Source organism: Micromonospora sp. WMMD558, assembly GCF_049315255.1.
Classification (GTDB): domain Bacteria; phylum Actinomycetota; class Actinomycetes; order Mycobacteriales; family Micromonosporaceae; genus Micromonospora.
The window spans coordinates 1,936,315-1,958,089 of record NZ_CP186061.1 but is presented as its reverse complement, the minus strand read 5'-3'; the positions used below and the strand labels follow the sequence as shown (position 1 = coordinate 1,958,089).

At 73.3% G+C, this 21,775-nt stretch carries 21 protein-coding genes; 6 read left to right on the top strand and 15 right to left on the bottom strand.

Translation table 11 applies throughout. The features are described from left to right. Positions 1–57: 57 nt before the first annotated feature. From ACN26Y_RS09540 to ACN26Y_RS09525, 4 genes are read right to left on the bottom strand one after another with little or no spacing between them, the layout of a single operon-like run. A complete protein-coding gene (locus tag ACN26Y_RS09540) occupies positions 58–1,083 on the bottom strand; it encodes a tetratricopeptide repeat protein (protein ID WP_155329945.1) in 1,026 nt (341 codons plus the stop codon). A gap of 10 nt (positions 1,084–1,093) precedes the next feature. Further along, positions 1,094–1,576, bottom strand: coding sequence for a 2-C-methyl-D-erythritol 2,4-cyclodiphosphate synthase (gene ispF / locus ACN26Y_RS09535; protein WP_155329944.1), 483 nt, complete (start codon positions 1,574–1,576; stop codon positions 1,094–1,096). A gap of 37 nt (positions 1,577–1,613) precedes the next feature. Next, positions 1,614–2,309, bottom strand: coding sequence for a 2-C-methyl-D-erythritol 4-phosphate cytidylyltransferase (ispD, locus tag ACN26Y_RS09530; RefSeq protein ID WP_155329943.1), 696 nt, complete (start codon positions 2,307–2,309; stop codon positions 1,614–1,616). Positions 2,310–2,365: 56 nt separating this feature from the next. Further along, the gene (locus ACN26Y_RS09525) at positions 2,366–2,851 is read right to left on the bottom strand and encodes a CarD family transcriptional regulator (protein WP_012015454.1); all 486 of its coding nucleotides are present in this window, start codon (positions 2,849–2,851) and stop codon (positions 2,366–2,368) included. Positions 2,852–3,179: 328 nt separating this feature from the next. Here ACN26Y_RS09525 and ACN26Y_RS09520 point away from each other — a divergent pair, with 328 nt between their 5' ends. Continuing rightward, positions 3,180–3,869 carry a hypothetical protein gene (locus tag ACN26Y_RS09520; protein ID WP_422734622.1) on the top strand — a complete coding sequence of 230 codons (690 nt, stop codon included), beginning with the start codon at positions 3,180–3,182 and terminating at the stop codon, positions 3,867–3,869. Between the two features lie 45 nt (positions 3,870–3,914). On the opposite strand, the gene ACN26Y_RS09515 is transcribed toward ACN26Y_RS09520, so the two are convergent. From ACN26Y_RS09515 to ACN26Y_RS09500, 4 genes are read right to left on the bottom strand one after another with little or no spacing between them, the layout of a single operon-like run. Then, the gene (locus ACN26Y_RS09515; RefSeq protein ID WP_155329941.1) at positions 3,915–4,538 is read right to left on the bottom strand and encodes a hypothetical protein; all 624 of its coding nucleotides are present in this window, start codon (positions 4,536–4,538) and stop codon (positions 3,915–3,917) included. A gap of 25 nt (positions 4,539–4,563) precedes the next feature. Further along, on the bottom strand, positions 4,564–5,622 hold the full coding sequence (locus ACN26Y_RS09510; protein WP_196255825.1) for a type III polyketide synthase: 1,059 nt from the start codon (positions 5,620–5,622) through the stop codon (positions 4,564–4,566). Positions 5,623–5,647: 25 nt separating this feature from the next. Beyond that, positions 5,648–6,814 carry an acyl-CoA dehydrogenase family protein gene (locus tag ACN26Y_RS09505; RefSeq protein WP_422734621.1) on the bottom strand — a complete coding sequence of 389 codons (1,167 nt, stop codon included), beginning with the start codon at positions 6,812–6,814 and terminating at the stop codon, positions 5,648–5,650. Between the two features lie 43 nt (positions 6,815–6,857). Continuing rightward, positions 6,858–7,595, bottom strand: a complete 738-nt coding sequence (locus tag ACN26Y_RS09500; protein WP_155329938.1) for a methyltransferase domain-containing protein — start codon at positions 7,593–7,595, stop codon at positions 6,858–6,860. 46 nt (positions 7,596–7,641) lie between these two features. Here ACN26Y_RS09500 and ACN26Y_RS09495 point away from each other — a divergent pair, with 46 nt between their 5' ends. The 4 genes from ACN26Y_RS09495 (at position 7,642) to disA (ending at position 12,255) form a co-directional block, all read left to right on the top strand. Continuing rightward, positions 7,642–8,502: a UbiA family prenyltransferase gene (locus ACN26Y_RS09495; protein WP_155329937.1), complete on the top strand. Its 861-nt coding sequence runs from the start codon at positions 7,642–7,644 to the stop codon at positions 8,500–8,502. Positions 8,503–8,640: 138 nt separating this feature from the next. After that, positions 8,641–9,372 (top strand): hypothetical protein, encoded by a 732-nt coding sequence (locus ACN26Y_RS09490; protein WP_366603243.1) that lies wholly within the window; start codon positions 8,641–8,643, stop codon positions 9,370–9,372. A gap of 118 nt (positions 9,373–9,490) precedes the next feature. Beyond that, entirely contained in the window at positions 9,491–10,945 is a 1,455-nt protein-coding gene (gene radA / locus ACN26Y_RS09485; RefSeq protein ID WP_155329935.1) for a DNA repair protein RadA, read from the top strand. 131 nt (positions 10,946–11,076) lie between these two features. Further along, positions 11,077–12,255: a DNA integrity scanning diadenylate cyclase DisA gene (disA, locus tag ACN26Y_RS09480; RefSeq protein WP_155329934.1), complete on the top strand. Its 1,179-nt coding sequence runs from the start codon at positions 11,077–11,079 to the stop codon at positions 12,253–12,255. 70 nt (positions 12,256–12,325) lie between these two features. On the opposite strand, the gene ACN26Y_RS09475 is transcribed toward disA, so the two are convergent. The 3 genes from ACN26Y_RS09475 to ACN26Y_RS09465 form a co-directional block, all read right to left on the bottom strand. Further along, a complete protein-coding gene (locus tag ACN26Y_RS09475) occupies positions 12,326–13,066 on the bottom strand; it encodes a hypothetical protein (protein ID WP_155329933.1) in 741 nt (246 codons plus the stop codon). 137 nt (positions 13,067–13,203) lie between these two features. Beyond that, the gene (locus tag ACN26Y_RS09470; protein ID WP_155329932.1) at positions 13,204–13,767 is read right to left on the bottom strand and encodes a peptide deformylase; all 564 of its coding nucleotides are present in this window, start codon (positions 13,765–13,767) and stop codon (positions 13,204–13,206) included. Then, entirely contained in the window at positions 13,764–14,276 is a 513-nt protein-coding gene (locus ACN26Y_RS09465; RefSeq protein WP_155329931.1) for a glycine cleavage system protein R, read from the bottom strand. The genes ACN26Y_RS09470 and ACN26Y_RS09465 overlap by 4 nt, the downstream gene beginning before the upstream one ends. 100 nt (positions 14,277–14,376) lie before the next feature. On the opposite strand from ACN26Y_RS09465, the gene ACN26Y_RS09460 reads away from it, so the two are divergent. Further along, positions 14,377–15,276, top strand: coding sequence for an A/G-specific adenine glycosylase (locus tag ACN26Y_RS09460; protein ID WP_155329930.1), 900 nt, complete (start codon positions 14,377–14,379; stop codon positions 15,274–15,276). Between the two features lie 160 nt (positions 15,277–15,436). Here the strand turns inward: ACN26Y_RS09460 and ACN26Y_RS09455 are convergent, their stop codons facing one another. The 4 genes from ACN26Y_RS09455 to lysS all read right to left on the bottom strand — a co-directional run bounded on the left by ACN26Y_RS09455 (position 15,437) and on the right by lysS (position 21,735). After that, on the bottom strand, positions 15,437–16,090 hold the full coding sequence (locus ACN26Y_RS09455) for a C39 family peptidase (protein ID WP_422734619.1): 654 nt from the start codon (positions 16,088–16,090) through the stop codon (positions 15,437–15,439). 640 nt (positions 16,091–16,730) lie between these two features. Continuing rightward, entirely contained in the window at positions 16,731–19,262 is a 2,532-nt protein-coding gene (locus tag ACN26Y_RS09450; protein ID WP_155329929.1) for an ATP-dependent Clp protease ATP-binding subunit, read from the bottom strand. 502 nt (positions 19,263–19,764) lie between these two features. Further along, a complete protein-coding gene (locus ACN26Y_RS09445) occupies positions 19,765–20,115 on the bottom strand; it encodes a histone-like nucleoid-structuring protein Lsr2 (RefSeq protein WP_305070152.1) in 351 nt (116 codons plus the stop codon). A gap of 111 nt (positions 20,116–20,226) precedes the next feature. Continuing rightward, complete coding sequence (lysS, locus tag ACN26Y_RS09440) at positions 20,227–21,735, bottom strand: lysine--tRNA ligase (protein WP_155329927.1); 1,509 nt, start codon at positions 21,733–21,735, stop codon at positions 20,227–20,229. Between the last annotated feature and the right edge of the window lie 40 nt (positions 21,736–21,775).

The window sequence follows — 21,775 nt, the reverse complement described above, 5'->3', positions numbered from 1 at the left end:
CTCTGGTTGTGGCTCAGCTGCGCAGCGCTCGTCGACGGGATGCAGCTCGACGTCGGGTCACCTGGTGACGGGACGGGCGAGGACCGTGAGCTCCGCTACGGTTGCCACGGCGATCGCCAGGACCAGCGGCCACGGCGTGCCCACCAGCGCGTAGAGCAGGATCAGCACCGGCGCGGCGGCGGCCGCGTACACGGCCAGGGCCAGGGTGCGGTCGGAGCGCAGCAGGCCGGGCAGGATGGTCCGGGCCAGGCCGGGCAGCTTCGCCGCGTACCGCCAGACCAGCAGCGCCCCGCCGAGCGCCGCGAACACCGCCGCGACGCGCGACGTCCCGTCGCTGCCCACCGCGAGGCAGGCGAGCAGCACGGCCGCGATCATCGACCAGCCGGCGCCGAAGACGACGAGCTGGCGCAGGCCGACGGAGATCGTCCGGCCCGAGTCGATCCGGCCCGGGCTGATCGCGGCGGCCTCCGCGAGGTGTTCCAGCGCCTCGCTCCAGCGACGCTGCTCCAGCCGCAGCACGCCGATGTCGTGCCGCGCCTCGGCGAGCTGAGGGTCGAGCCGCAGCGCCTCGGCGTACGCCCGCTCGGCCAGGTCGTACATCTGCATGTTGGCGGCGACCAGGCCGAGGACGAGGTGGGCCTCCGGTTCCTCGGGGGCCAGCTCCACCCCTCGCCAGGCCGCGTTCAGCGCCGGCTGGCCGTTGCGGGAGCCGGCCAGGATGGCGGCCGCGCTGCGCTGGGCGTACGCGTCGTCCGGGCCGAGCGCGAGGATCCGGTCGGCGGTCCGGGCCGCCTCCGCGTACTCCTCCAGGTCGGCGAGCGCCATCGCCCGGGCGACCAGGGCGGGCACCCAGTCGGGGGCCGCGGCGACGGCACCGTCGGCGGCGGTACGCGCGTCGACGGGCCGACCGGCGGCGAGGTGCACCCGGGACAGGGCGGTCAGCACCGCGGCGTTGGCGGGTTCGAGGGCGACCGCGTAGCCCAGCTCGGCGGCAGCCTCGTCGTACCGGCCCAGCTCGGCGAGGAGCTGGGCCCGCTGGAGGTAGCCGTCGGCGGCGGAACGGTCGGAGGTGTCGCTGGACATCGCGGCGAGCCTAGGCGGCCGGAGCCTCGTACACCAGGGCCACCGCGATGCCGGTCAGGCCCTCGCCGCGGCCGGGGAAGCCGAGCCCGTCGGTGGTGGCGGCGGAGACGCTGACCGGCGCGCCCACCGCCTCCGACAGCACCCGCTGCGCCTCGTCCCGGCGCGGTCCGATCTTCGGACGGTTCCCGATCACCTGCACCGAGACGTTCCCGATCGCGAACCCGGCCGACCGCACCCGGCGGGCGCTCTCGGTGAGCAGTGCCACGCCGGAGGCGCCCGCCCACTCGGGCTGCCCGACCCCGAAGTTCGAGCCGAGGTCGCCGAGGCCGGCGGCGGAGAGCAGCGCGTTGCACGCGGCGTGCGCGACCACGTCGGCGTCCGAGTGCCCGGCCAGGCCGTCCTGGTCGGGCCAGTGCAGGCCGGCCACCCAGCAGGGCCGGCCGGCCTCGAAGGCGTGCACGTCCGTGCCGATGGCCACCCGCGGAACGATCATGACCCCGAGGGTACGCGGGGTCTCGCCGACATCGACGTCACGCCCCGGTGGCCAGCAGGTGCTCGGCCAGGGCCAGGTCGAACGGGCGGGTGATCTTCAGCGCGTACTCCGAGCCGGGGACGCACACCACCGGGACGCCCAGCTTCTCGACCAGGCCCGCGTCGTCGGTCAGCGGGTCGGTGGCGGCGGCGTGCGCGGTGGCCAGCACCGCCCGGCGGAACCCCTGTGGGGTCTGCACCGCACGCAGGGCGGCGCGGTCGACCGTGCCGAGGACCAGTTCACCGGCCCCGACCTCCTTGATCGTGTCGACGACCGGCAGCACGGGAATGACCGCGTCGTGACCGGCCCGGACCGCCGCCGCGACCGACTCCACCAGGTCGGGCGGGGTCAGCGCGCGGGCGGCGTCGTGCACCAGGACGATCTCCGGCCCGGCGGGCACCGCGGCGAGCGCGGCGGCGACCGACGCCTGCCGTTCGGCACCCCCGGGGACCACGGTCACCGGTGCCACCGGGGCCAGGAGCTCGCGGACCACGTCGAGCTCGCCGGCCGGTGCCGCCACCACCACCGTGTGCACGGAGGCCGCGGCGGCCAGCCGGCGGACCGCGTGCACCAGCAGGGGCTCGCCACCCAGCAGGCGCAGTGCCTTCGGCCGGCCCGGGCCCAGGCGTACCCCGGCACCGGCCGCAGGCACGAGGACCGCGACGTCACCGCGCGGATTGAGCTGCGCGGTCACGTCGCGGTCCTCGGTGGTTTCTTCGCTGCGGATCGGGTAGGACGATGGGGTGCGGATCAGGCCTCGGTCAGCACCTTGTCGAGCAGCGTCTCGGCCTCGTCCTTGGTGCTCTTCTCGGCCAGCGCGACCTCGCCGACGAGGATGTCGCGGGCCTTGGCGAGCATGCGCTTCTCGCCCGCGGACAGCCCCCGCTCCCGCTCCCGGCGCCACAGGTCGCGGACGACCTCGGCCACCTTCAGCGGGTTACCGGAGGCCAGCTTCTCCAGATTCGCCTTGTAACGCCGCGACCAGTTGGTCGGCTCCTCGGTGTGCGGAGCCCGGAGAACGTCGAAGACCTTTCCGAGGCCCTCTTCGCCGACCACCTCGCGCACACCCACGATCTCGGCGTTCTCAGCGGGCACCCGGACCGTGAGGTCACCCTGCGCGACCCTCAGGACGAGGTACTGCTTCTCCTCGCCCTTGATGACCCGAGTCTCGATTGCCTCGATGAGTGCGGCCCCGTGGTGGGGGTAAACAACGGTCTCGCCGACACTGAAAACCATAGGTTCGAAACCCCTTTCGCTGTGTCTAGGGTAACACGCTCAGACACCGATGTCTCACCGCTGTCCTGACCGTTGGCGCAGCTCAGGGGCCCTGTGAGAGGTATTTCTTCAGCTTGACAGGCCGCCAGACCGAAGAATCGAACACACTCCGTGACGACCATGTGACGTCCCGGTACGGGTGACGGAAACCCGGGATCAAGGGCGATGCGCTCACCCTCATGATATCCCGCTGCGCGGGTACGCGCCCAGGTGTAGCGGCATGAGGCCCGGTGGGGGACGCTGGAGAGGAGCCCGCCGCAGGCTCACCGAGACAACTCCAGGGGGTCCGATGGGCAAGCCCGACGCAGACGGCCCCGGACTGCCCGACCTGCCGCCGGAGTGGGGCCGGGTGGTCGTACCGGACGACGCCTCGGCACTGGCCGCCGAGGCGGAGGAGGTCCGCCGGGAGCTGCGCCGGCAGGCGCAGGGCCACGCGCGCCGGCCGGTACCGCCGCTCGCGGTGCCCCTGCTCGTGCTCCTGGTGGCCGTGTTCACCACGGTGGCCGGTCTGGTCGCCGTCACCTGGCCCCGCTCCCCCCGCGCGACGCCGTCGGTGTCGGCACCGGCCCCGTACGGGCCGCCCGCCGGGCTGACCGGGCGTCCGCTGCCCGCGCTCGACCTGGTCGACGACGGGCGGCCGGTGCCGCTGCGCGGGCTGCTGCCCGCGGTCATCGTCCTGGTCGACGGGTGCGCCTGCGGCCACGAGATGGCCGGCGCCGCCTCCGTCGCGCCACCCGAGGTCACCGTGGTAACCGTAGACGCCGACCCGGCCGTCCGGGTCCCTTCTCCGCCCACCGGCACGACGGTCCGCACGCTCGCCGACCCGGCCGGCGGGCTCCGCGCCTTCCTGCACCTGCCGGCCCGCACCGGGGTGGCCACCGCGCTGCTGGTGGACCGCTCGGGGACCCTGGTCAAGGTGGTCCCCGAGGTCCGGTCGACCGAGGACTACCAGCCCGAACTGGCCGGCCTGGCCCGCTGATCCCGAGGACTGCCAGCCGGAGCGGCCGGCCCGGCCCGCTGGCCCTCAGGAGAGCGCGACCAGCTGCGCCTCCACCCGCACCGGCTGCTCGTTGACCGTCGAGAGGGAGATCTGCACCGGACCGCCCACCCCGGTCACCTCCGTCGCGGTGGTGACCGGGCCGCCGCAGCCGCTGGTCAGCGGCCCGGCGTAGCGCGCGCCGTCGATGACGATCAGCAGCTCCCCGGGGCCGGTGCAGCGGAACTGCAACAGGTACCGGTCGCCGTCCCGGGCGTACGACCGACGGATCAGGCCGTTGTCCGGGGTGATCGTGGCGCGACCGCGCCAGACGACGTCGGCGGACGGCAGCGGGTCGTCGACGCGCTCGACCACGGTGCCGGGCGTCGGACGGGGCCACCCCGGCGGGGCCAGCCGGCCGGTTGCCGGGTCGGCGACCGGCAGGGGGATCCCGGTACGCGGGTCGAGGATCACCGAGCGGCCGGGCGGCCCGGCGGCCGTCCGGGAGCCGTCGCCGGCGGCCGTCGCGGCGAGCGCCGGAGCACGTGCCGTCCACCAGGCGCCGCCGGCCGCCAGCAGCGCCAGCGCCGCCACCGCGAGAACGGCGCCCCGCAGCCGGTACCCGGGATCCGCACGCGTCGCCCGCGACCGGGCCGCCGCACCGGCGTCCATGCGCCGAGCGTAGCGACCGTCGGTCCTAGACGTGCTGTTCGAGGAGCGCCGCGTACAGGGTGAGGCCCGGGCCGAACGCCAGCATCACCACCCGCCGGGGCGGTACGGCGGCCTGGCGCAACCGGTCCAGGATCAGCAGCACCGTGGGCGAGGAGCAGTTGCCGTGCGTGTCCAGCGTGGCCCGGGAGGCGACCATCGCGTCCGGCGACAGGGCGAGTTCCCGCTCCACCACGTTGAGGATGCGCGGGCCGCCCGGGTGGACCGCCCAGCCGTCCACCCCGGACCGGGCCGTGCCGTGCCGGGCGAGCAGGTCGTCGACCAGCCCACGGACGTGCGCGGACAGCACCTGCGGCACCTTCGGCGACAGGCCCATCCGGAATCCGGTGTCGGTGACGTCCCACGTCATGTGGTCGGCCGTCGACGTGTCGGTGACCGACGTGACCTCGCGCAGCGCGTACCCCGGGCCGCCCGGCACGACCACGACGGCGACGGCGGCGTCCGAGAAGAGCGCGTGCGAGACGATCTGCTGGGTGTCCACCCGGGCCGTGGAGGGCTGGATGTGCAGGCTGGTCAGCTCGGCGCAGAGCAGAAGCGCGGGCCGGCCCCGGGCGGTCACGAAGTCGCTCGCCGCGCCGAGCCCGGGCAGCGCGGCGTAGCAGCCCATGTGACCGACGAACATCCGCTGGGTGCCGGGGGCCATGCCCAGGTCCCGGGCGAGCAGGATGTCCAGCCCGGGGGTGGCGTACCCGGTGCAGGAACAGACCACGAAGAGCCCGACGTCGTGGGCGGCCAGCCCGGCGGCGGTCAGCGCCCGACCCACCGCCTCCTTGCCGAGCGGCAGAGCCTCCACCTGGTAGCGGCGCATGCGCCGCTCGGTCGGCCAGTCGGAGACGTCCTCCAGCAGCGGGTTGACCGCGGCCTGCCGCCGGCTGACGCCCGAGTTCGCGAAGATGCGCTGGGCGAGCGCCCGGGTGGTGCCGGAGAAGTGCTTCGAGAAGAAGCCGTCCCACAGCTCGGCCTGGTCGGCCGACGGCGGGTGTGCCGTACCGATACCCGCGATCACTGGCACGGCCACGATGCCCACCTCTCGTCGTGATTTCCCTGCACGTTCACCAACGAGGGGCCGACCCGTCACGGTCCGGGTCGCCGCCCAGCGCCGCGATGCCGAGCCAGTCCGCGCAGACGTCGGACGTCGCGGGATGCAGCGAGCCGCAGCGCGCGTCCCGGTACAGCCGCTCCAGCGGATACCCCCGGCGGGTGGCCGACGTCCCGGCCGCCTCCAGCACCGAGGCCGCCACGTCGGCGGCCGTGGTGCCGGCCAGCAGCTTGGCCCGCCACACCCAGCGGTTGGTCTCCGCGTCGCCGGGTGCCTCGTCGACGCGGCGGGCCGCCTCGGCGACCACCAGGTCGGCCGCCGCGACCGCCGCGTCGGCCCGGCCCAGCCGGGCCCGGACCGCCGGCAGGCCGGCGAGGTTGCGGGCGTTCAGGTGTTCGGCGGCAGCGTCGACCGCCGCGCGGGCGACCCCCACGTACACAGCGGCGTAGCTCGCGACCAGCCAGTGCGGCATCAGCTGCGCGACGACCAGGGCCAGCCCCTCCACGCCGCCGAGCAACCGGTCGGCCGGGACCGTGACGTCCAGGTGCAGGTCGTGCGAGGAGGTGGCCCGCATACCGAGCGAATCCCACGTCTCCTCGACGGTCAGCCCGTCGCCGGCCGGCACCAGGAACTGGGAGACCACCGACGGGTCCGCGGCGCTGCGGGCCGCCACCAGGTAGCCGTCGGCGTGCCCGGCCCCCGAGCAGAACGTCTTGCCGCCCTTGATGCGCCAACCCCCGTCGGCCGGCTCGTAGACGGTGCTGAGCTGCGAGAGCCGGGCGCCCGCGCCGCGCTCGCTCATCGCGACCGCGTACCAGGCGCCCTCGGCCGCCGCGCGCAGCAGCCGGTCCCGCGCCGCCAGCGCCTCCTCGGGCACGCCGAGCGCCTCGGCCAGTTCCTCGGTGACCGCGCCCAGCGCGCCGGTGACCGAGGCGTGCATGTTGAACACCAGGGCGGTCGCGCCGTTGCCCCGTGCCAGTTCGGTGGCGACGGCCGCGTACTCGGCGAAGGTGGCGCCGAGGCCGCCCAGCTCGCGGGGGACCATCAGGCCGAACAGGCCCGCCCCCCGCAGGTCCCGGAAGTCGTCGACCGGGAACGAGCCGTCCCGGTCGTGCCCGGCCGCCCGGGCGGCGAACCGCGGCGCCAACCGTCGGGCCGCCTCCACAGCCTGCAGCGTCATGCAACCCCCTTCTCCGCGTACCTGTACCCCCGCGCCGATGCCGCTATCCCCTTCGGACCCCCCGGCCCTGGTAGAGGACGGCGGTCGACCAGGTCGGCACGATGCGCGGCGCCGGTCCCTGCGCGCCGGCGGCGCCGCGCACCCGCCGGGCCAGCCAGGCGAGCAGCCCGGTCAGCTGCGGCCGGACGCCACGCAGCCGCAGCTCCACGCCGTGCCGGGCGCACTCGGCGACCAGCGCGCGGGCGTCCACGAACAAGCGTGGGTCGTGGATGCCGCGGGGCACGGTGGGCAGCCGCTCGCCGATGTGGACGGCGATCAGCCGGCTCACCGCGGTGTCGTTCAGGGTGTCCAGGACGAGCAGGCCACCGGGCCGGAGCAGCCGGCAGGCCTCGGCCACCGCCCGCCGCCAGTCGGGCACGTGCTCCAGCAGCTCGCCCGCGGCGACGACGTCGGCGCAGCCGTCGGCGAGCGGGACGGCGGCGGCGTCGCCGTTGACGACGGTCACGCCGTGCGCCGCCGCCTGTTCCAGCGCCGAGAAGGTCAGGTCCACACCGACGTGCCGGTAACCCTTGCCCGCCAGGTGCGGGGCGAGCAGCCCGGCGCCGCAGCCGAGATCGACCAGGAGAGCACCCGGGCGGGACGCCGCCGGCACGAGAGCGGCGCGGGCCTCGGCCAGCCAGTGCAGCATCGCGAACACGCCGTCCGGCCGCCACCACTCGCCGGCCAGGTCGTCGTACTGGCGCGGATCATTGCGCGGCAGGGTACGGCCCGCGTCTCGCATGGACACGAGCGTGGCACGACTGCCCGGTAACGACCAGACTTCCCTCATGTCGTCGAGGGTGCTAGAGCGTGTCGCGCGGGTCGGGACGCTGGTCAGGGCCAGCCATCCCGAGCCGGCCGCCGCGGTCACCACGGTCGCCGGCCTGCTCGCCTGGGGGGTCGGGCACCGGCCGGCCGGCGTCCTCGCCGTCGTGCTGACGGTCGCCGCCAGCCAACTGGCCGTCGGCTGGGCCAACGACGCGCTCGACGCGGAGCGGGACGCCGCGGTGGGGCGTACCGACAAGCCGGTCGCCGCCGGCGCGGTGAGCCGGCGCGCCACGGCCCGGGCCGCCGCGGTGGCCGCGCTCGCCACGCCGGTGCTCGCGCTGGCGACGAACCCCACCGCCGCGCTGGTGGCCACCGCCGGCCTGGTCTCCGCGCTGCTCTACGACTGGCCGCTGAAGTCCTCGCCGCTGTCGGTGCTGCCCTACGCGGTCTCGTTCGGGTCGCTGCCGGCCTTCGTCGTGCTCGCGCTGCCCGGCGCGCCCGCGCCGCCGGTCTGGCTGGTCGCCGCCGCGGCACTGCTCGGCGCGGGCGCGCACTTCGCCAACGTGCTGCCCGACCTCACCGACGACGCCCGCACCGGCGTGCGCGGGCTGCCGCACCGGCTCGGACCCGCCGGCAGCCGGGCCGCCGCCGCCGGGCTGCTGCTCGCCGCGACCGCGACGCTGGTCCTCGGGCCGCCCGGGCCGCCGTCGGCGGTCGGGCTCGCCGCGGTGGCCGCCGCCGTCGTGGTGCCGCCGGTGACGTGGTACGGCGGACGGACGGCCGCCCGGGCCGGTGGCCGCCCGGTGGCGGCCTTCCGGGCGGTGATGGTGATCGCCCTCATCGACGTCGTCCTGCTGGTCACCAGCGGTCGGGTGGTCTGACGATCCCCCCGCCAGGTGGCATCCCCGGGTCGGCGTGCGGCCCTCGATCAGCCCCAACTACCCTGGAGCGCGGTCTGCGCGGGCATGGCCACCGTGCCCGGCGTGCGGCCGGGCGGGATCGTGACGAGGAGGACCGACGTGACGCGCTCGATCAGGGGTTCCCGGCGGGCGGCCCTGCTGCTGTCCGGGCTGGCCGCGACGACCGGACTGCTGCTGTCCGGGTGCGGCGCGGGCCAGATCGCCGAGACCGCCATCAAGGAGCCGTCGATCCAGGGTGTCAATCTTGAGGCCGCCAACGGCGAGTACGCCGTCCGCGGCCTGCTGGTCGCCTTCCCGGGCGTGGACGGCTACGAGGCCGGCGACAACGCGATCCTCAACGTGGTGATCTACAACGACTCGCCGGATCCGGTCACCGTGACCGTCACGACCGAGAGCGCCCGCGAGGTCGTCATCACCGGCGCCGCCGCGGCGGCCCAGGCCACCGCCTCGCCCTCGGTGATTCCGTCCGCCGTCCCGTCGGGCACGCCGTCGCCGGAGGAGGGGTCGCCGAGCCCGGACGCCAGCCCGTCGCCCACCGCGGCGCCGGCCGGCCGGCCGGCCCGGATCGAGATCCCGCCGTTGAGCTACGTGCAGCTCAACACCGAGGGTGAGCAGGTTCTCCAGCTGATCGGCCTGGACGAGTCGCTGCGCTCCGGCCAGAACGTCTTCGTGACCTTCGACTTCGGCAACGGCGTCACGATCAACGGGCCGGCCCCGGTCGCCGTGCCGCTCACCCCGGCCGCGCCCCCGTCGCCGATCATCGAGCGCGAGGGCGGCTACGAGGGCCACGAAGAGGGCGGCCACGGCGGCGAGGGCGGCAACGGGCACTGACCCCGTCATCGGGCCGGCGGCAGGCCGGCCCGGTCGTGCAGCCACGAACACCGCCGGCGTTGGTGAACACCACCACGCCGGCGGTGTTTTCGTCGTACGCGGGGGCTAACGTCCCGGTGTGACCACCTCACGATCCACCTCCCCGCGCGCCGGGGCGACGGGCGGGCGCGGCCGTGCCGGCGCACGCGAGCCCCGCCCGGCGTACGAGTGCGACGCCTGCGGCCACCAGCCACCCAAGTGGGTCGGGCGCTGCCCGGAGTGCGGCGAGTGGGGCTCGGTGGTCGAGTGCACCCTCACCGGCCCGACCGTCTCCGGCCGGGTGGTGAGCTCCCGGATGCCGGCCGAGCCGGCCCGGCCCATCGCCACCATCAGCGCGGCGCCGGCCCGGGCCCGGCCCACCGGCGTCAGCGAGCTCGACCGGGTGCTCGGCGGCGGTCTGGTCCCCGGCGCCGTGGTGCTGCTCGCCGGGGAGCCCGGCGTCGGCAAGTCCACGCTGCTGCTCGACGTGGCCCAGCAGTGGGCGGCCGGCGGCGGCAGCCCTTCGCTGGTGGTCAGCGGTGAGGAGTCGGTCAGCCAGGTCCGGCTGCGGGCCGAGCGCATGGGCACGCTGCACGACCAGCTCTACCTTGCCGCCGAGAGCGACCTCGCGGCGGTCCTCGGCCACCTCGACGCGGTCAAGCCGGGCCTGCTGGTGCTCGACTCGGTGCAGACCATCTCCACCACCGGCACCGAGGGCGTGCCGGGCGGGGTGACCCAGGTCCGCGCCGTCACCGCGGCGCTGGTCGCGGTCGCGAAGGAGCGCGGCATCGCCACCGTGCTGGTGGGCCACGTCACCAAGGACGGCCAGGTCGCCGGCCCCCGCGTGCTGGAGCATCTGGTCGACGTGGTGCTGCACTTCGAGGGCGACAAGCACTCGTCGCTGCGCATGGTGCGCGGCGTGAAGAACCGGTTCGGCGCGGCCGACGAGGTCGGCTGCTTCGAGATGCACGAGGGCGGCATCAGCAGCCTCGCCGACCCGTCCGGGCTGTTCCTGACCCGCTACTCGGAGCCGGTGCCGGGCACCTGCGTGACGGTGGCGATGGAGGGGCGGCGGGCCCTGGTCACCGAGGTGCAGGCGTTGATCGGGGCGACGGTGGCGGGCTCGCCGAGGCGTACGGTCTCGGGGCTCGACTCGGCCCGGCTCGCCATGGTGCTGGCCGTCCTCCAGCGACGCACCGAGCGGCTGACCCTGCACGACCGGGAGGTCTTCGCGGCGACCGTCGGCGGCATCCGGGTGGTCGAGCCCGCCGCCGACCTGGCCGTCGCCCTGGCCGTCGCCTCCGGCGGGCTGAACCTGGCCATCGCCCCGCACCTGGTGGCGATCGGCGAGGTCGGGCTCACCGGCGAGGTACGGCGGGTCGGCGCGGTGCCGCGCCGGCTGGCCGAGGCGGCCCGGCTCGGTTTCCGTCTGGCGCTCGTGCCGCCCGGCTGCGGTCCGGACAGCACGGGCGTCCGGGCCGAGCAGATGCGCGTGATCGAGGTCACCGATGTCCGGGCGGCCCTCCAGGCCGTCGCGCGGGCGTCCGCGGAGTGACCGGGGCGGGCACCGAGGGCGATACCGGGCCGACCCGGGCAGGCCGGGCGGTCGGGGCGGAGACCGGCATCGTGACACATCACAGTAACCACGACAGCACCCACCGCAGGGCAGTCCGTAGACTGTTGCCCGTGCCGATCGACCGCGACACCACCAAGCCTGCCGGCGCGACCCCCCACGCCCGCACCGGCGCCGTGGGTTCGCCCGCCCGTCCGATCAGCGTCAACGTGACCGGCGGCGCCGCCGCCGGCGACCCGCTGCGCGCCAACCTCGCCCTGATGGCGCCGGGCACCGCCCTGCGCGACGGTCTGGAGCGGATCCTGCGCGGCCGCACCGGCGCCCTGATCGTCCTCGGGTACGACAAGGTCGTCGAGAGCCTGTGCACCGGCGGCTTCCCGCTCGACGTGGAGTTCTCCGCCACCCGGGTCCGGGAGCTGTGCAAGATGGACGGCGCGGTGGTGCTCTCCAGCGACGGCACCCGGATCGTCCGGGCGGCGGTGCACCTGATGCCCGACCCGTCCATCCCCACCGAGGAGTCCGGCACCCGCCACCGCACGGCCGAGCGGGTGGCCCGCCAGACCGGGTACCCGGTCATCTCGGTGAGCCAGTCCATGCGGATCATCAGCCTCTACGTCAACGGCCAGCGGCACGTGCTGGACGACTCGGCCGCGATCCTCTCCCGGGCCAACCAGGCCCTCGCCACCCTCGAGCGGTACAAGCTGCGCCTGGACGAGGTCTCCGGCACGCTCTCCGCGCTGGAGATCGAGGATCTGGTGACGGTCCGGGACGCGGTCGCCGTCGTGCAGCGGCTGGAGATGGTCCGCCGGATCGCCGACGAGATCGCCGGCTACGTGGTCGAGCTCGGCACCGACGGCCGGCTCCTCGCCCTCCAGCTCGACGAGCTGATGGCGGGCGTCGACGCGGACAGAACGCTGGTCATCCGGGACTACCTGCCCGCCGGGCGCAAGTCCCGCACCCTCGACGAGGCGCTGGTCGAGCTCGACCTGCTCAGCGCCACCGAGCTGATCGACCTGGTCGCGGTCGCCAAGGCGATCGGCTACCCGGCCGCCTCCGACGCGCTGGACGCCGCCGTCAGCCCCCGGGGTTTCCGGCTGCTGGCCAAGGTGCCACGGCTGCCGGTGGCGATCGTCGACCGGCTGGTGCTGCACTTCGGCAGCCTTCAGCGACTGCTCGGCGCCACCGTGGAGGACCTGCAGGCCGTCGACGGCGTCGGGGACGCCCGGGCCCGGGGCGTCCGGGAGGGGCTCTCCCGGCTCGCCGAGGCCTCGATCCTGGAGCGCTACGTCTGACCGGCTGACCCGCTGGCGGACGGCGCCCGGGCCGAGGGTGGCCTACCCGCCCTGGCGTCGGCACACCCGCTCAGCTGGTGATGGTGAGCCGCACCGGCTCGCTGAGCTTGGTGCCGACCCGCGCGAAGACCTGGTAGGTGCCGGCCGGCGGGTGCGGGCCGGCGGCCACGCCGTCGGCGCAGCGGGTGGTGTCCCGGCCGTTCCAGCCCAGTTGGTAGGAGCGCTCGAAGTTCGGTGTGAACGACTGGACGTCCGAACCCCGGCCGGTGCCGCAGGTGTCCGAGGACCAGATCTTCTCGGCGCCCGACTTGATGAACAGCTCCTGCACGTCGGCGCCGACGTCCCGGCTGCAGGTGCGGTTCGAACTGTTCCTGATCTTCAGTTGCAGGTCCACCGTCGCGCCCCGCACCGCGGTCGCCGGCCGCGCGACAGCGGTCACGGCGATCTCGGCGTCGGTGCAGCTGCCGTCGTCGACGACGGGGTTGACCGGGACCGGGCCGTTGGTGGTGGTCGCGCCGGACGACGGGTTCGCGCCCGTCGGGTCGGCGCCGCCCGCGTCGCCTGAGCCGCCGGTCGGCGATGGCGTGCCGGTCCGCGGGGTGAGCACCGAACCGGTGGGACCGGGTGTCGCACCCGGCGAGCCCGCCTCCGACGTCGGCTGCGCGCCGCTCCCGCCCGACCGGCCGGAGCTGTCGCCCGAGCGGCTGCACGAGTAGAGCAGAACAATCAGGAGAAGGAGCACCGCTCCAAGTACGACGGCACGACGCCGCCAGTACACGGCGGGGGGAAGGGGGCCGACCGTCAGACGCATGATGCCCCCACGGTAGCGGCGCAGGACACCGCTCGCCGCCGCGACGCGCCGAGCCGTGGACAGCTCATGGGAGCGACACTCCAATCAGGACAGTGGGCGCCGCCGACCGTGGTCCGTCCGCGACGCGCGGTGCACCGTCAGAGGTAGACCTTGCGTTGGTAGATCGCGTGCGCCCCGGCCACCCGGTCGAGGAACAGCAGGCCGGCGCAGTGGTCGATCTCGTGCTGGACCGCCCGCGCCTCGAACGCGTCGGTGACCAGCCGGACGACCTTGCCGGTCCCCGGCAGCGCGCCCTCCACCACCAGCCGGCCGGCACGCTTCACGTCGCCGGTCAGGTCGGGCACGGACATGCACCCCTCCCGGCCGACCTTCCAGCGGCTGGCCTCCACCACCGTGGCGTTGCAGAGCACGAAGGTGCCGTGCACGGTGGCGGCCTTCGGGTGGCCGGTGACGTCCACCGCGAAGACCTGGGCACCGACCCCGATCTGCGGGGCGGCCAGGCCGACGCAGCCCGGCGACACCCGCATGGTGGCCACCAGGTCGGCCGCGAGGCGTACGGTCTCCTCGGCGGTCGGATCCACCTCGCCGCCGGGCCGGCTCAGCACGGTGGCCGGCGCGGACACCACCGGCCGCACCTCCCCCGGCGCGCCCAGGTCGTCGGGCGTCCAGTCACCCAGGCCCGCGTACTCCTCGCCGTTCACAGCACGTCCGGATCGGCCGGCCGGAGGGTGACGTCGACACCCAGGTCGGCGGCGGTCGACGCCAGCCGGGCGCCCACCTTCTCGGCCGTGCCCGGCGGCAGGTCGACCTCGGCGACGACGACGTAGAGCGACCCGGCCAGCCGGGTGCTCAGGTCGGTGACGTTGCCGCCGGCGTTGGCGAGCACCCGAGTCATCGCCGCGACGATGCCCATCCGGTCCGCGCCGTGCACCGCCATCACGTACGGCTCACCGGTCCGCGCCGACTCGCCGTCCGGCGTGACCGCTCGTACGGTCGCGAGGAGCTGACCGTCGCCGGCGAGCGGCGCCAGCGCGGCCTCGACGTCGGCGGCGGCCGGACCCACGCAGATCAGGGTCATGGCGAAGTGCCCCCGCAGCCGGGTCATCGTGCTGTCGGTGAGGTTCGCGCCGAGCCGGGCGAGAACCTCGGCGACGTCGGCAACGATGCCCGGCCGGTCCCGGCCGATGACGGTGATCGCGAGCTCGTTCATCCCGGCATTCTCCCCGACCGGCGGTACGGCCCGGCGGGGACCCGGTGCGGGTCGCCCAGTCAGCGGGACGGCGGCCGGGGCGTGAGATCATCGGCGAGCGATGACTGAGCCGACTTTCGCCCACCTGGTCAGCGGTTGGTACACCCGCAACGCCCGGGACCTGCCGTGGCGCCGGCCCGACGTCGGCGCGTGGGCGATCCTGGTCAGCGAGGTGATGCTCCAGCAGACCCCGGTCGTCCGGGTGGTGCCCGCGTGGGAGGCCTGGCTGGCGCGCTGGCCCGAGCCGGCGGACCTGGCCGCGGACACCCCGGCGGAGGCGATCCGCATGTGGGGGCGCCTCGGCTACCCGCGCCGGGCGGTCCGGCTGCGCGAGTGCGCGGTGGCGATCGTCGAGCGGCACGGCGGGCGGGTACCGGACCGGTTGGAGCAGTTGCTGGCGCTGCCGGGCGTCGGCACGTACACCGCGCGGGCGGTGGCGGCGTTCGCGTACGGGCAGCGGCACCCGGTCGTGGACACCAACGTGCGGCGCGTGGTGTGCCGGGCGGTCGCCGGTGAGCCGGACGCCGGCCCGACCACCCGCCCCGCCGACCTGGTCGCCACTGAGGAACTGCTCCCCGCGGAGCCGGCCGCCGCCGCGCTGGCCAGCGCCGCGTTCATGGAGCTGGGGGCGGTGGTCTGCACCGCCCGGTCGCCGCGCTGCGCGGTCTGCCCGGTCGAGTCGGTCTGTGCCTGGCGCGCCTCCGGGCAGGAGACCCCCGCCGGGCCCACCCGCCGGCCGCAGCGGTACGCCGGCACCGACCGCCAGGTACGCGGACTGCTGCTCGGCGTGCTCCGCGAGGCGACCGCGCCGGTTCCCCGGCAGCGCCTGGACCAGGTCTGGGCCGACGACGTGCAGCGGTCGCGGGCTCTGGCCGGGCTGGTGGAGGACGGTCTCGTCGAGCCGCTCGGGGAAGCGTCCTTCCGCCTGACCGGCGACGGCCCCCCGATCCCCGTTCCCTGACGCGCGGGCCCGACCGGCGGTGCGAGCAACTTCGGGGAAGTTGCTGCCTCGACCCGCCTCGAGGGGACAACTTCGCCGAACTTGTCCCCTGCCCGCTCAGGTTGTCGAGACACACGAAGGGCCGACCCGTTCGGGTCGGCCCTTCGTGTGTGTGGTTGGGTCAGGAGGTGGCGTAGCCGCGGGTGGCGATCCAGTCGGCCAGGGCCTCGGTGGTCATCCAGTACGAGGCGGTGTCCGGGTTGGCCGAGTCGGCGATCTTCACCTGCTCGCCGCCGTCGCGGTAGCCCACCACGCTGATGTAGTGGCCGCCCTCGAAGGAGTGCACCCCACCGCCGGTGTCGATGGCGGTACCGGCGATGTTGGCCACCAGCGCCCGACCGTCGTCGACGCTACGGATCACATCGTCACGCAGCTTGTCGGTCTGCTCGGCGTCGGCCTTACGGCCGGAGATCTCGACACTGCGGTAGACATCGCGGCCGGTCTCCTTGTTCAGCACCGGCGTGATGTCGTTGATCGAGTCGGTGCCGGCCTCGGTGGTGCCCATCCGCTCGGCCATGTCGTGCTGATCGATGTCCTTGCCCTGCACCGACAGGGCGTTACGGGCCGCCGCCGGACCGCAGTAGAAGAACGTGTCCTGCGCCTCGTAGCGCACGTCCAGCTCACGCTTCTTCTCACCCTTGCGCTCGGCCTGCACGCCGGGCTTGTCCGCCACCGGAGCGGCGAACGCGGTGCTGATCGGACCGGCAACAGCGCCACCGGTGAACGCCAGACCCGCAACGGTCACAACGGTGCTCCGCAGAAGATTGCTACGCATGATGATCAAACCCTTTCGATCGGGGGAAACACGACCAGCCACAACGGGGGGATGCCGGCACGTGTCAGAAAGGTGTGGACCAACCCGGCAGGGGGCGCTCAGGGGGTCCGACAGGATCAACCCGGCCTGCTGCTCGGGCGACCAGGGGATGTAACCAACCCGAGCCCCAGGCCATTCCGGCCACCGCCAACCCCAATGCGGGGCGGCTCCAGGAACCCCGGCCAGGCACCCGAGGCGCCCTGCGGTCACGGCATGTACAACGACCCGACCCACCCCCCGATTCCGCCACCCGGGTGGCCCAGACCACGGCACAGAAGGCCTCAGACCGGACAGGCGCGCCCAGCACCGCCCAACCCGAACCGGACATCCCGCCCAACGTGACCCTGCACAGCCGGTGGGGACGCGAAACCCTGACAGACCTAGGAAATGGCCCCCGGAGGGGCCGAACCTTCCAGGGCCCTTCGAAGCGACGACCTGCCGGCGTGCCGCACCACAGTCCGCGCTCACGCGAGGTGGGCGGCGCCCAACGACGACCGACGCGATGCTGTCGCGGGTCAGCCGGGCTGGTGACGGACGCAGACAGGGCGACGGCCCGGTGGCGGGTGCCACCGGGCCGTCGCCCGTCGTGCGGTATGTGCCCTTACTCGTCCGCGCCTGCGGTGGCCGCGCCACCGAGGTCGGCCGGGACGGCGTCCGGCACCTCGACCGGCTTGTCCGCACCGCGGAAGACGAGCTTGGACTTGTCGATGTTGTTCGGGTCGCCCTCGCAGTCCACCACGACGATCTGACCCGGGGTCAGCTCGTTGAAGAGGATCCGCTCGGACAGGTTGTCCTCGATGTCGCGCTGGATCGTGCGACGCAGCGGACGCGCACCGAGCACGGGGTCGAAGCCCTTGGTCGCCAGGTACTTCTTGGCGCTCTCGGTCAGCTCGAGACCCATGTCCTTGTTCCTCAGCTGGGTCTCGATGCGGGAGATCATGATGTCGACGATCGACAGGATCTCCTGCTGACGCAGCTGGTGGAAGACGATGGTGTCGTCGATCCGGTTGAGGAACTCGGGCCGGAAGTGCTGCTTGAGCTCGTCGTTGACCTTCTGCTTCATCCGGTCGTAGTTCGACTCGGAGTCCTCAGAGGCCTGGAAGCCCAGCGACACCGCCTTGGCGACGTCCCGCGTGCCGAGGTTGGTGGTCAGGATGATGACCGTGTTCTTGAAGTCCACGATCCGGCCCTGCCCGTCGGTGAGCCGACCGTCCTCCAGGATCTGGAGCAGCGTGTTGAACACGTCCGGGTGGGCCTTCTCGATCTCGTCGAAGAGGACCACCGAGAACGGCCGACGCCGCACCTTCTCGGTCAGCTGCCCGCCCTCGTCGTAGCCGACGTAGCCGGGAGGGGCACCCACCAGCCGGGAGACCGTGTACCGGTCGTGGAACTCGGACATGTCCAGCTGGATCAGCGCGTCCTCGCTGCCGAAGAGGAACTCGGCGAGCGCCTTGGACAGCTCGGTCTTACCCACGCCGGACGGGCCGGCGAAGATGAACGAGCCGGAGGGGCGCTTCGGGTCCTTCAGGCCGGCCCGGGTACGCCGGATGGCCTTCGAGACCGCCTTGACCGCGTCCTCCTGGCCGATGACGCGCTTGTGCAGCTCGTCCTCCATGCGCAGCAGGCGCGAGGTCTCCTCCTCGGTCAGCTTGTAGACCGGGATGCCGGTCCAGTTGCCGAGCACCTCGGCGATCTGCTCGTCGTCGACCTCGCTGACGACGTCCAGGTCACCGGCCTTCCACTCCTTCTCCCGCTGCGCCTTCTGACCGAGGAGCTGCTTCTCCTTGTCACGCAGCTGGGCGGCGCGCTCGAAGTCCTGCGCGTCGATCGCGGACTCCTTGTCGCGGCGCACCTGGGCGATCCGCTCGTCGAAGTCGCGCAGGTCTGGCGGCGCGGTCATCCGGCGGATCCGCATCCGGGCACCGGCCTCGTCGATCAGGTCGATCGCCTTGTCCGGCAGGAAGCGGTCGGAGATGTACCGGTCGGCCAGCGTGGCGGCGGCCACCAGCGCGGCGTCGGTGATGCTCACCCGGTGGTGCGCCTCGTAGCGGTCACGCAGGCCCTTGAGGATCTCGATGGTGTGTGCCAGCGACGGCTCACCCACCTGGATCGGCTGGAAGCGGCGCTCGAGAGCGGCGTCCTTCTCCAGGTGCTTGCGGTACTCGTCGAGGGTGGTCGCGCCGATGGTCTGCAGCTCGCCACGGGCCAGCATCGGCTTGAGGATGCTCGCCGCGTCGATCGCGCCCTCGGCGGCACCCGCGCCGACCAGGGTGTGGATCTCGTCGATGAAGAGGATGATGTCGCCCCGGGTGCGGATCTCCTTGAGCACCTTCTTGAGGCGCTCCTCGAAGTCACCGCGGTAACGGGAACCGGCGACCAGCGCACCGAGGTCGAGCGTGTAGAGCTGCTTGTCCTTCAGCGTCTCGGGCACCTCGCCCTTGATGATCTTCTGGGACAGCCCCTCGACCACGGCGGTCTTGCCGACGCCGGGCTCACCGATCAGGACCGGGTTGTTCTTGGTACGGCGGGAGAGCACCTGCATGACCCGCTCAATTTCCTTCTCGCGCCCGATGACCGGGTCGAGCTTGCCCTCGCGGGCGGCCTGGGTCAGGTTACGGCCGAACTGGTCCAGCACCAGGCTGGTCGACGGCGCGGCCTCACCCGGCGCGGCACCGGCCGCCGCGGGCTCCTTGCCCTGGTAGCCGGAGAGCAGCTGGATCACCTGCTGACGGACCCGGTTGAGGTCGGCACCCAGCTTGACCAGCACCTGGGCGGCGACGCCCTCGCCCTCACGGATCAGACCGAGCAGGATGTGCTCCGTGCCGATGTAGTTGTGGCCGAGCTGCAGCGCCTCGCGCAGCGACAGCTCCAGCACCTTCTTGGCCCGCGGCGTGAACGGGATGTGCCCGCTCGGTGCCTGCTGGCCCTGGCCGATGATCTCCTCGACCTGCTGACGGACGCCCTCGAGGGAGATGCCGAGGCTCTCCAGGGCCTTTGCCGCGACACCCTCACCCTCGTGGATCAGGCCCAGCAGGATGTGCTCCGTACCGATGTAGTTGTGGTTGAGCATCCGGGCCTCTTCCTGGGCCAGGACGACAACCCGTCGCGCTCGGTCGGTGAACCGCTCGAACATGCCCTCGTGCTCCTCACGTGCCGTGCGCCTTGATGGTCTAGATCTTGGCGGGGCCGGTGCGCGGACGTCCGGGACGGGCGTCCGTGCCTCATTACTCTATCGCCGCGGACCGACTCAGCTGAGGTCGTGTGCCCCCGTCAAATGCCGCGTACGCGTCGTTTTGCACAACCGTCCGCGCTCAGAAGGTGTTCCGGTAGCCCGGCCTCTACGCGCAGAGCGAAATTCGGCGACCTCCCGGACACCGCCAGCGAGGTGTGCGGGGCGCCTCGCGACCCGGACCCGGGCCGCCGGGACTCGTCCACAGGCTGTGGACAGAATCTCCACCGGCTGTGGACAACGCCCGCCCGTCCGGGTTTCTTCCCACCGACCGGCCCGAGCCCCGACACCGGCGCCGGCCCCGCCGGCCGGGCGCCGCCCGCGAACCCGGGCGTCCGGCGGGGCCGGAACACGGCGACGCCGGCCCGGAGCGGTGCTCCGGACCGGCGTCGAGGCCGCGCGCTGCTCAGTGGCCGGCGCGGGCGTGGTACTCGTCGACGATCTCCTGGGGGATGCGGCCCCGGTCGGAGATGTCCTTGCCGGCCTTCTTGGCCCAGGCACGGATCGCCCTGTTCTGCTCGCGGTCGGCGGTCGCGCCGCCCCGGCCCCGGGCGGCCCGGCCACCCACGACCACGCCACCCCGGCCCACCTTCGTGCCGTGGGCGATGTACGGAGCGAATACGTCCCGCAATTTCTCGGCGTTGGCGCTCGACAGGTCGATCTCGTACTGAACGCCGTCCAGCGCGAACTTGACGGTCTCGTCAGCGTCCCCGCCGTCCAGGTCATCGACCAGCTTATGAATGATCTGCTTGGCCACGTCCCACATTCCTTTCGAGCAGGGTGCACCTGCGAACTCGCAGGCAACAATAACCCGTAAGGCGCGCGGTGCGTCAATAGGATGCGCTAAAGAGTCGAAGAAGTCGACCGCTCACTCGGGGCGGACCAGCGGGAACAGGATGGTTTCCCGAATTCCCTGGCCGGTCAGCGACATGAGTAGCCGGTCGATTCCCATTCCCATGCCGCCGGCCGGCGGCATTCCGTACTCCATCGCCCGGAGAAAGTCCTCGTCGAGCCGCATGGCCTCGTCGTCACCGCGCGCGGCGAGCTGCGCCTGGGCCACCAGGCGCTCCCGCTGCACCACCGGGTCCACCAGCTCGGAGTACCCCGTGCCGAGCTCGAAACCGAGCACGTAGAGGTCCCACTTCTCGGTCAGGCCCGGCTCACTGCGGTGCGCCCGGACCAGCGGACTGGTCTCCTCCGGGTAGTCGCGTACGAAGGTGGGCTGGATCAGGCCGGGCACGACCAGTTCCTCGAACAGTTCCTCGGCGAGCTTGCCCGGACCCCACTTCGGGTCGACCGCCAGGCCGACCTTGTCGGCGTACTCGACCAGGCGCGTCCGCTCGGTGCGGACCGTGACCTCTTCGCCGAGCGCTTCGGAAAGGGACCCGAAGAGCGTCACCGAACGCCACTCACCGCCGAGGTCGAACTCGCGGCCGTCCGCGTGGGTCACCACGGTCGAGCCACTGACCGCGATCGCCGCCCGCTGGACGAGATAGCGAGTCAGCTCGGCGATCGTGTCGTAGTTGCCGTACGCCTCGTAGGCCTCCAGCATCGCGAACTCGGGCGAGTGCGAGGAGTCGATGCCCTCATTACGGAAGTTGCGGTTGATCTCGAAGACCCGGTCGACACCGCCCACGAGCGCGCGCTTGAGAAACAGTTCCGGCGCGATTCGCAGATACAGATCGGTGTCGAGCGCATTGCTGTGGGTGACGAATGGGCGGGCGGCCGCACCACCGTGCAGCAACTGGAGCATCGGGGTCTCCACCTCGAGGTAGCCCCGACCGTGCAGCGAGTCGCGCAGGCTGCGGACGGCGGTCGCCCGGGTACGCACCATCTGGCGCGCCTGCGGACGGACGATGAGGTCGACGTAGCGCTGCCGGACCCGGGCCTCCTCGCTCAGCGGCTTGTGCGCCACCGGCAGCGGGCGCAGCGCCTTGGCGGTGGTCGCCCACTCCTCCGCCAGGACCGACAGCTCGCCGCGCCGGCTGGTGATCACCTCACCGGTCACCCCGACCTGGTCGCCGAGGTCCACCAGGCGCTTCCAGTCCTCCAGCCGCTGCGCGCCGACCCGGTCCAGGGAGAGCATCGCCTGCAACTCGGTGCCGTCGCCGTCCCGGAGGGTGGCGAAGCAGAGCTTGCCGGTGTTGCGGATGAAGATCACCCGCCCGGTGACCGAGACGCGGTCCCCGGTGGCCGTGTCGGTGGGCAGGTCGGCGTACTTCTGCCGGATCGCCGCCAGGGTGCTGGTACGCGGGTAGCCGAGCGGGTACGGCTCGACGCCCTCGGCGAGCATCCGGTCCCGCTTCTCCCGGCGGACCTTCATCTGCTCGGGAAGGTCGTCGGCGGGGTCCACTGGTACGGCGTTCTGCTCGGTCACGGCACGCTTCCTCAGAAGGAGAATTCGGGCGGGTTCAGGC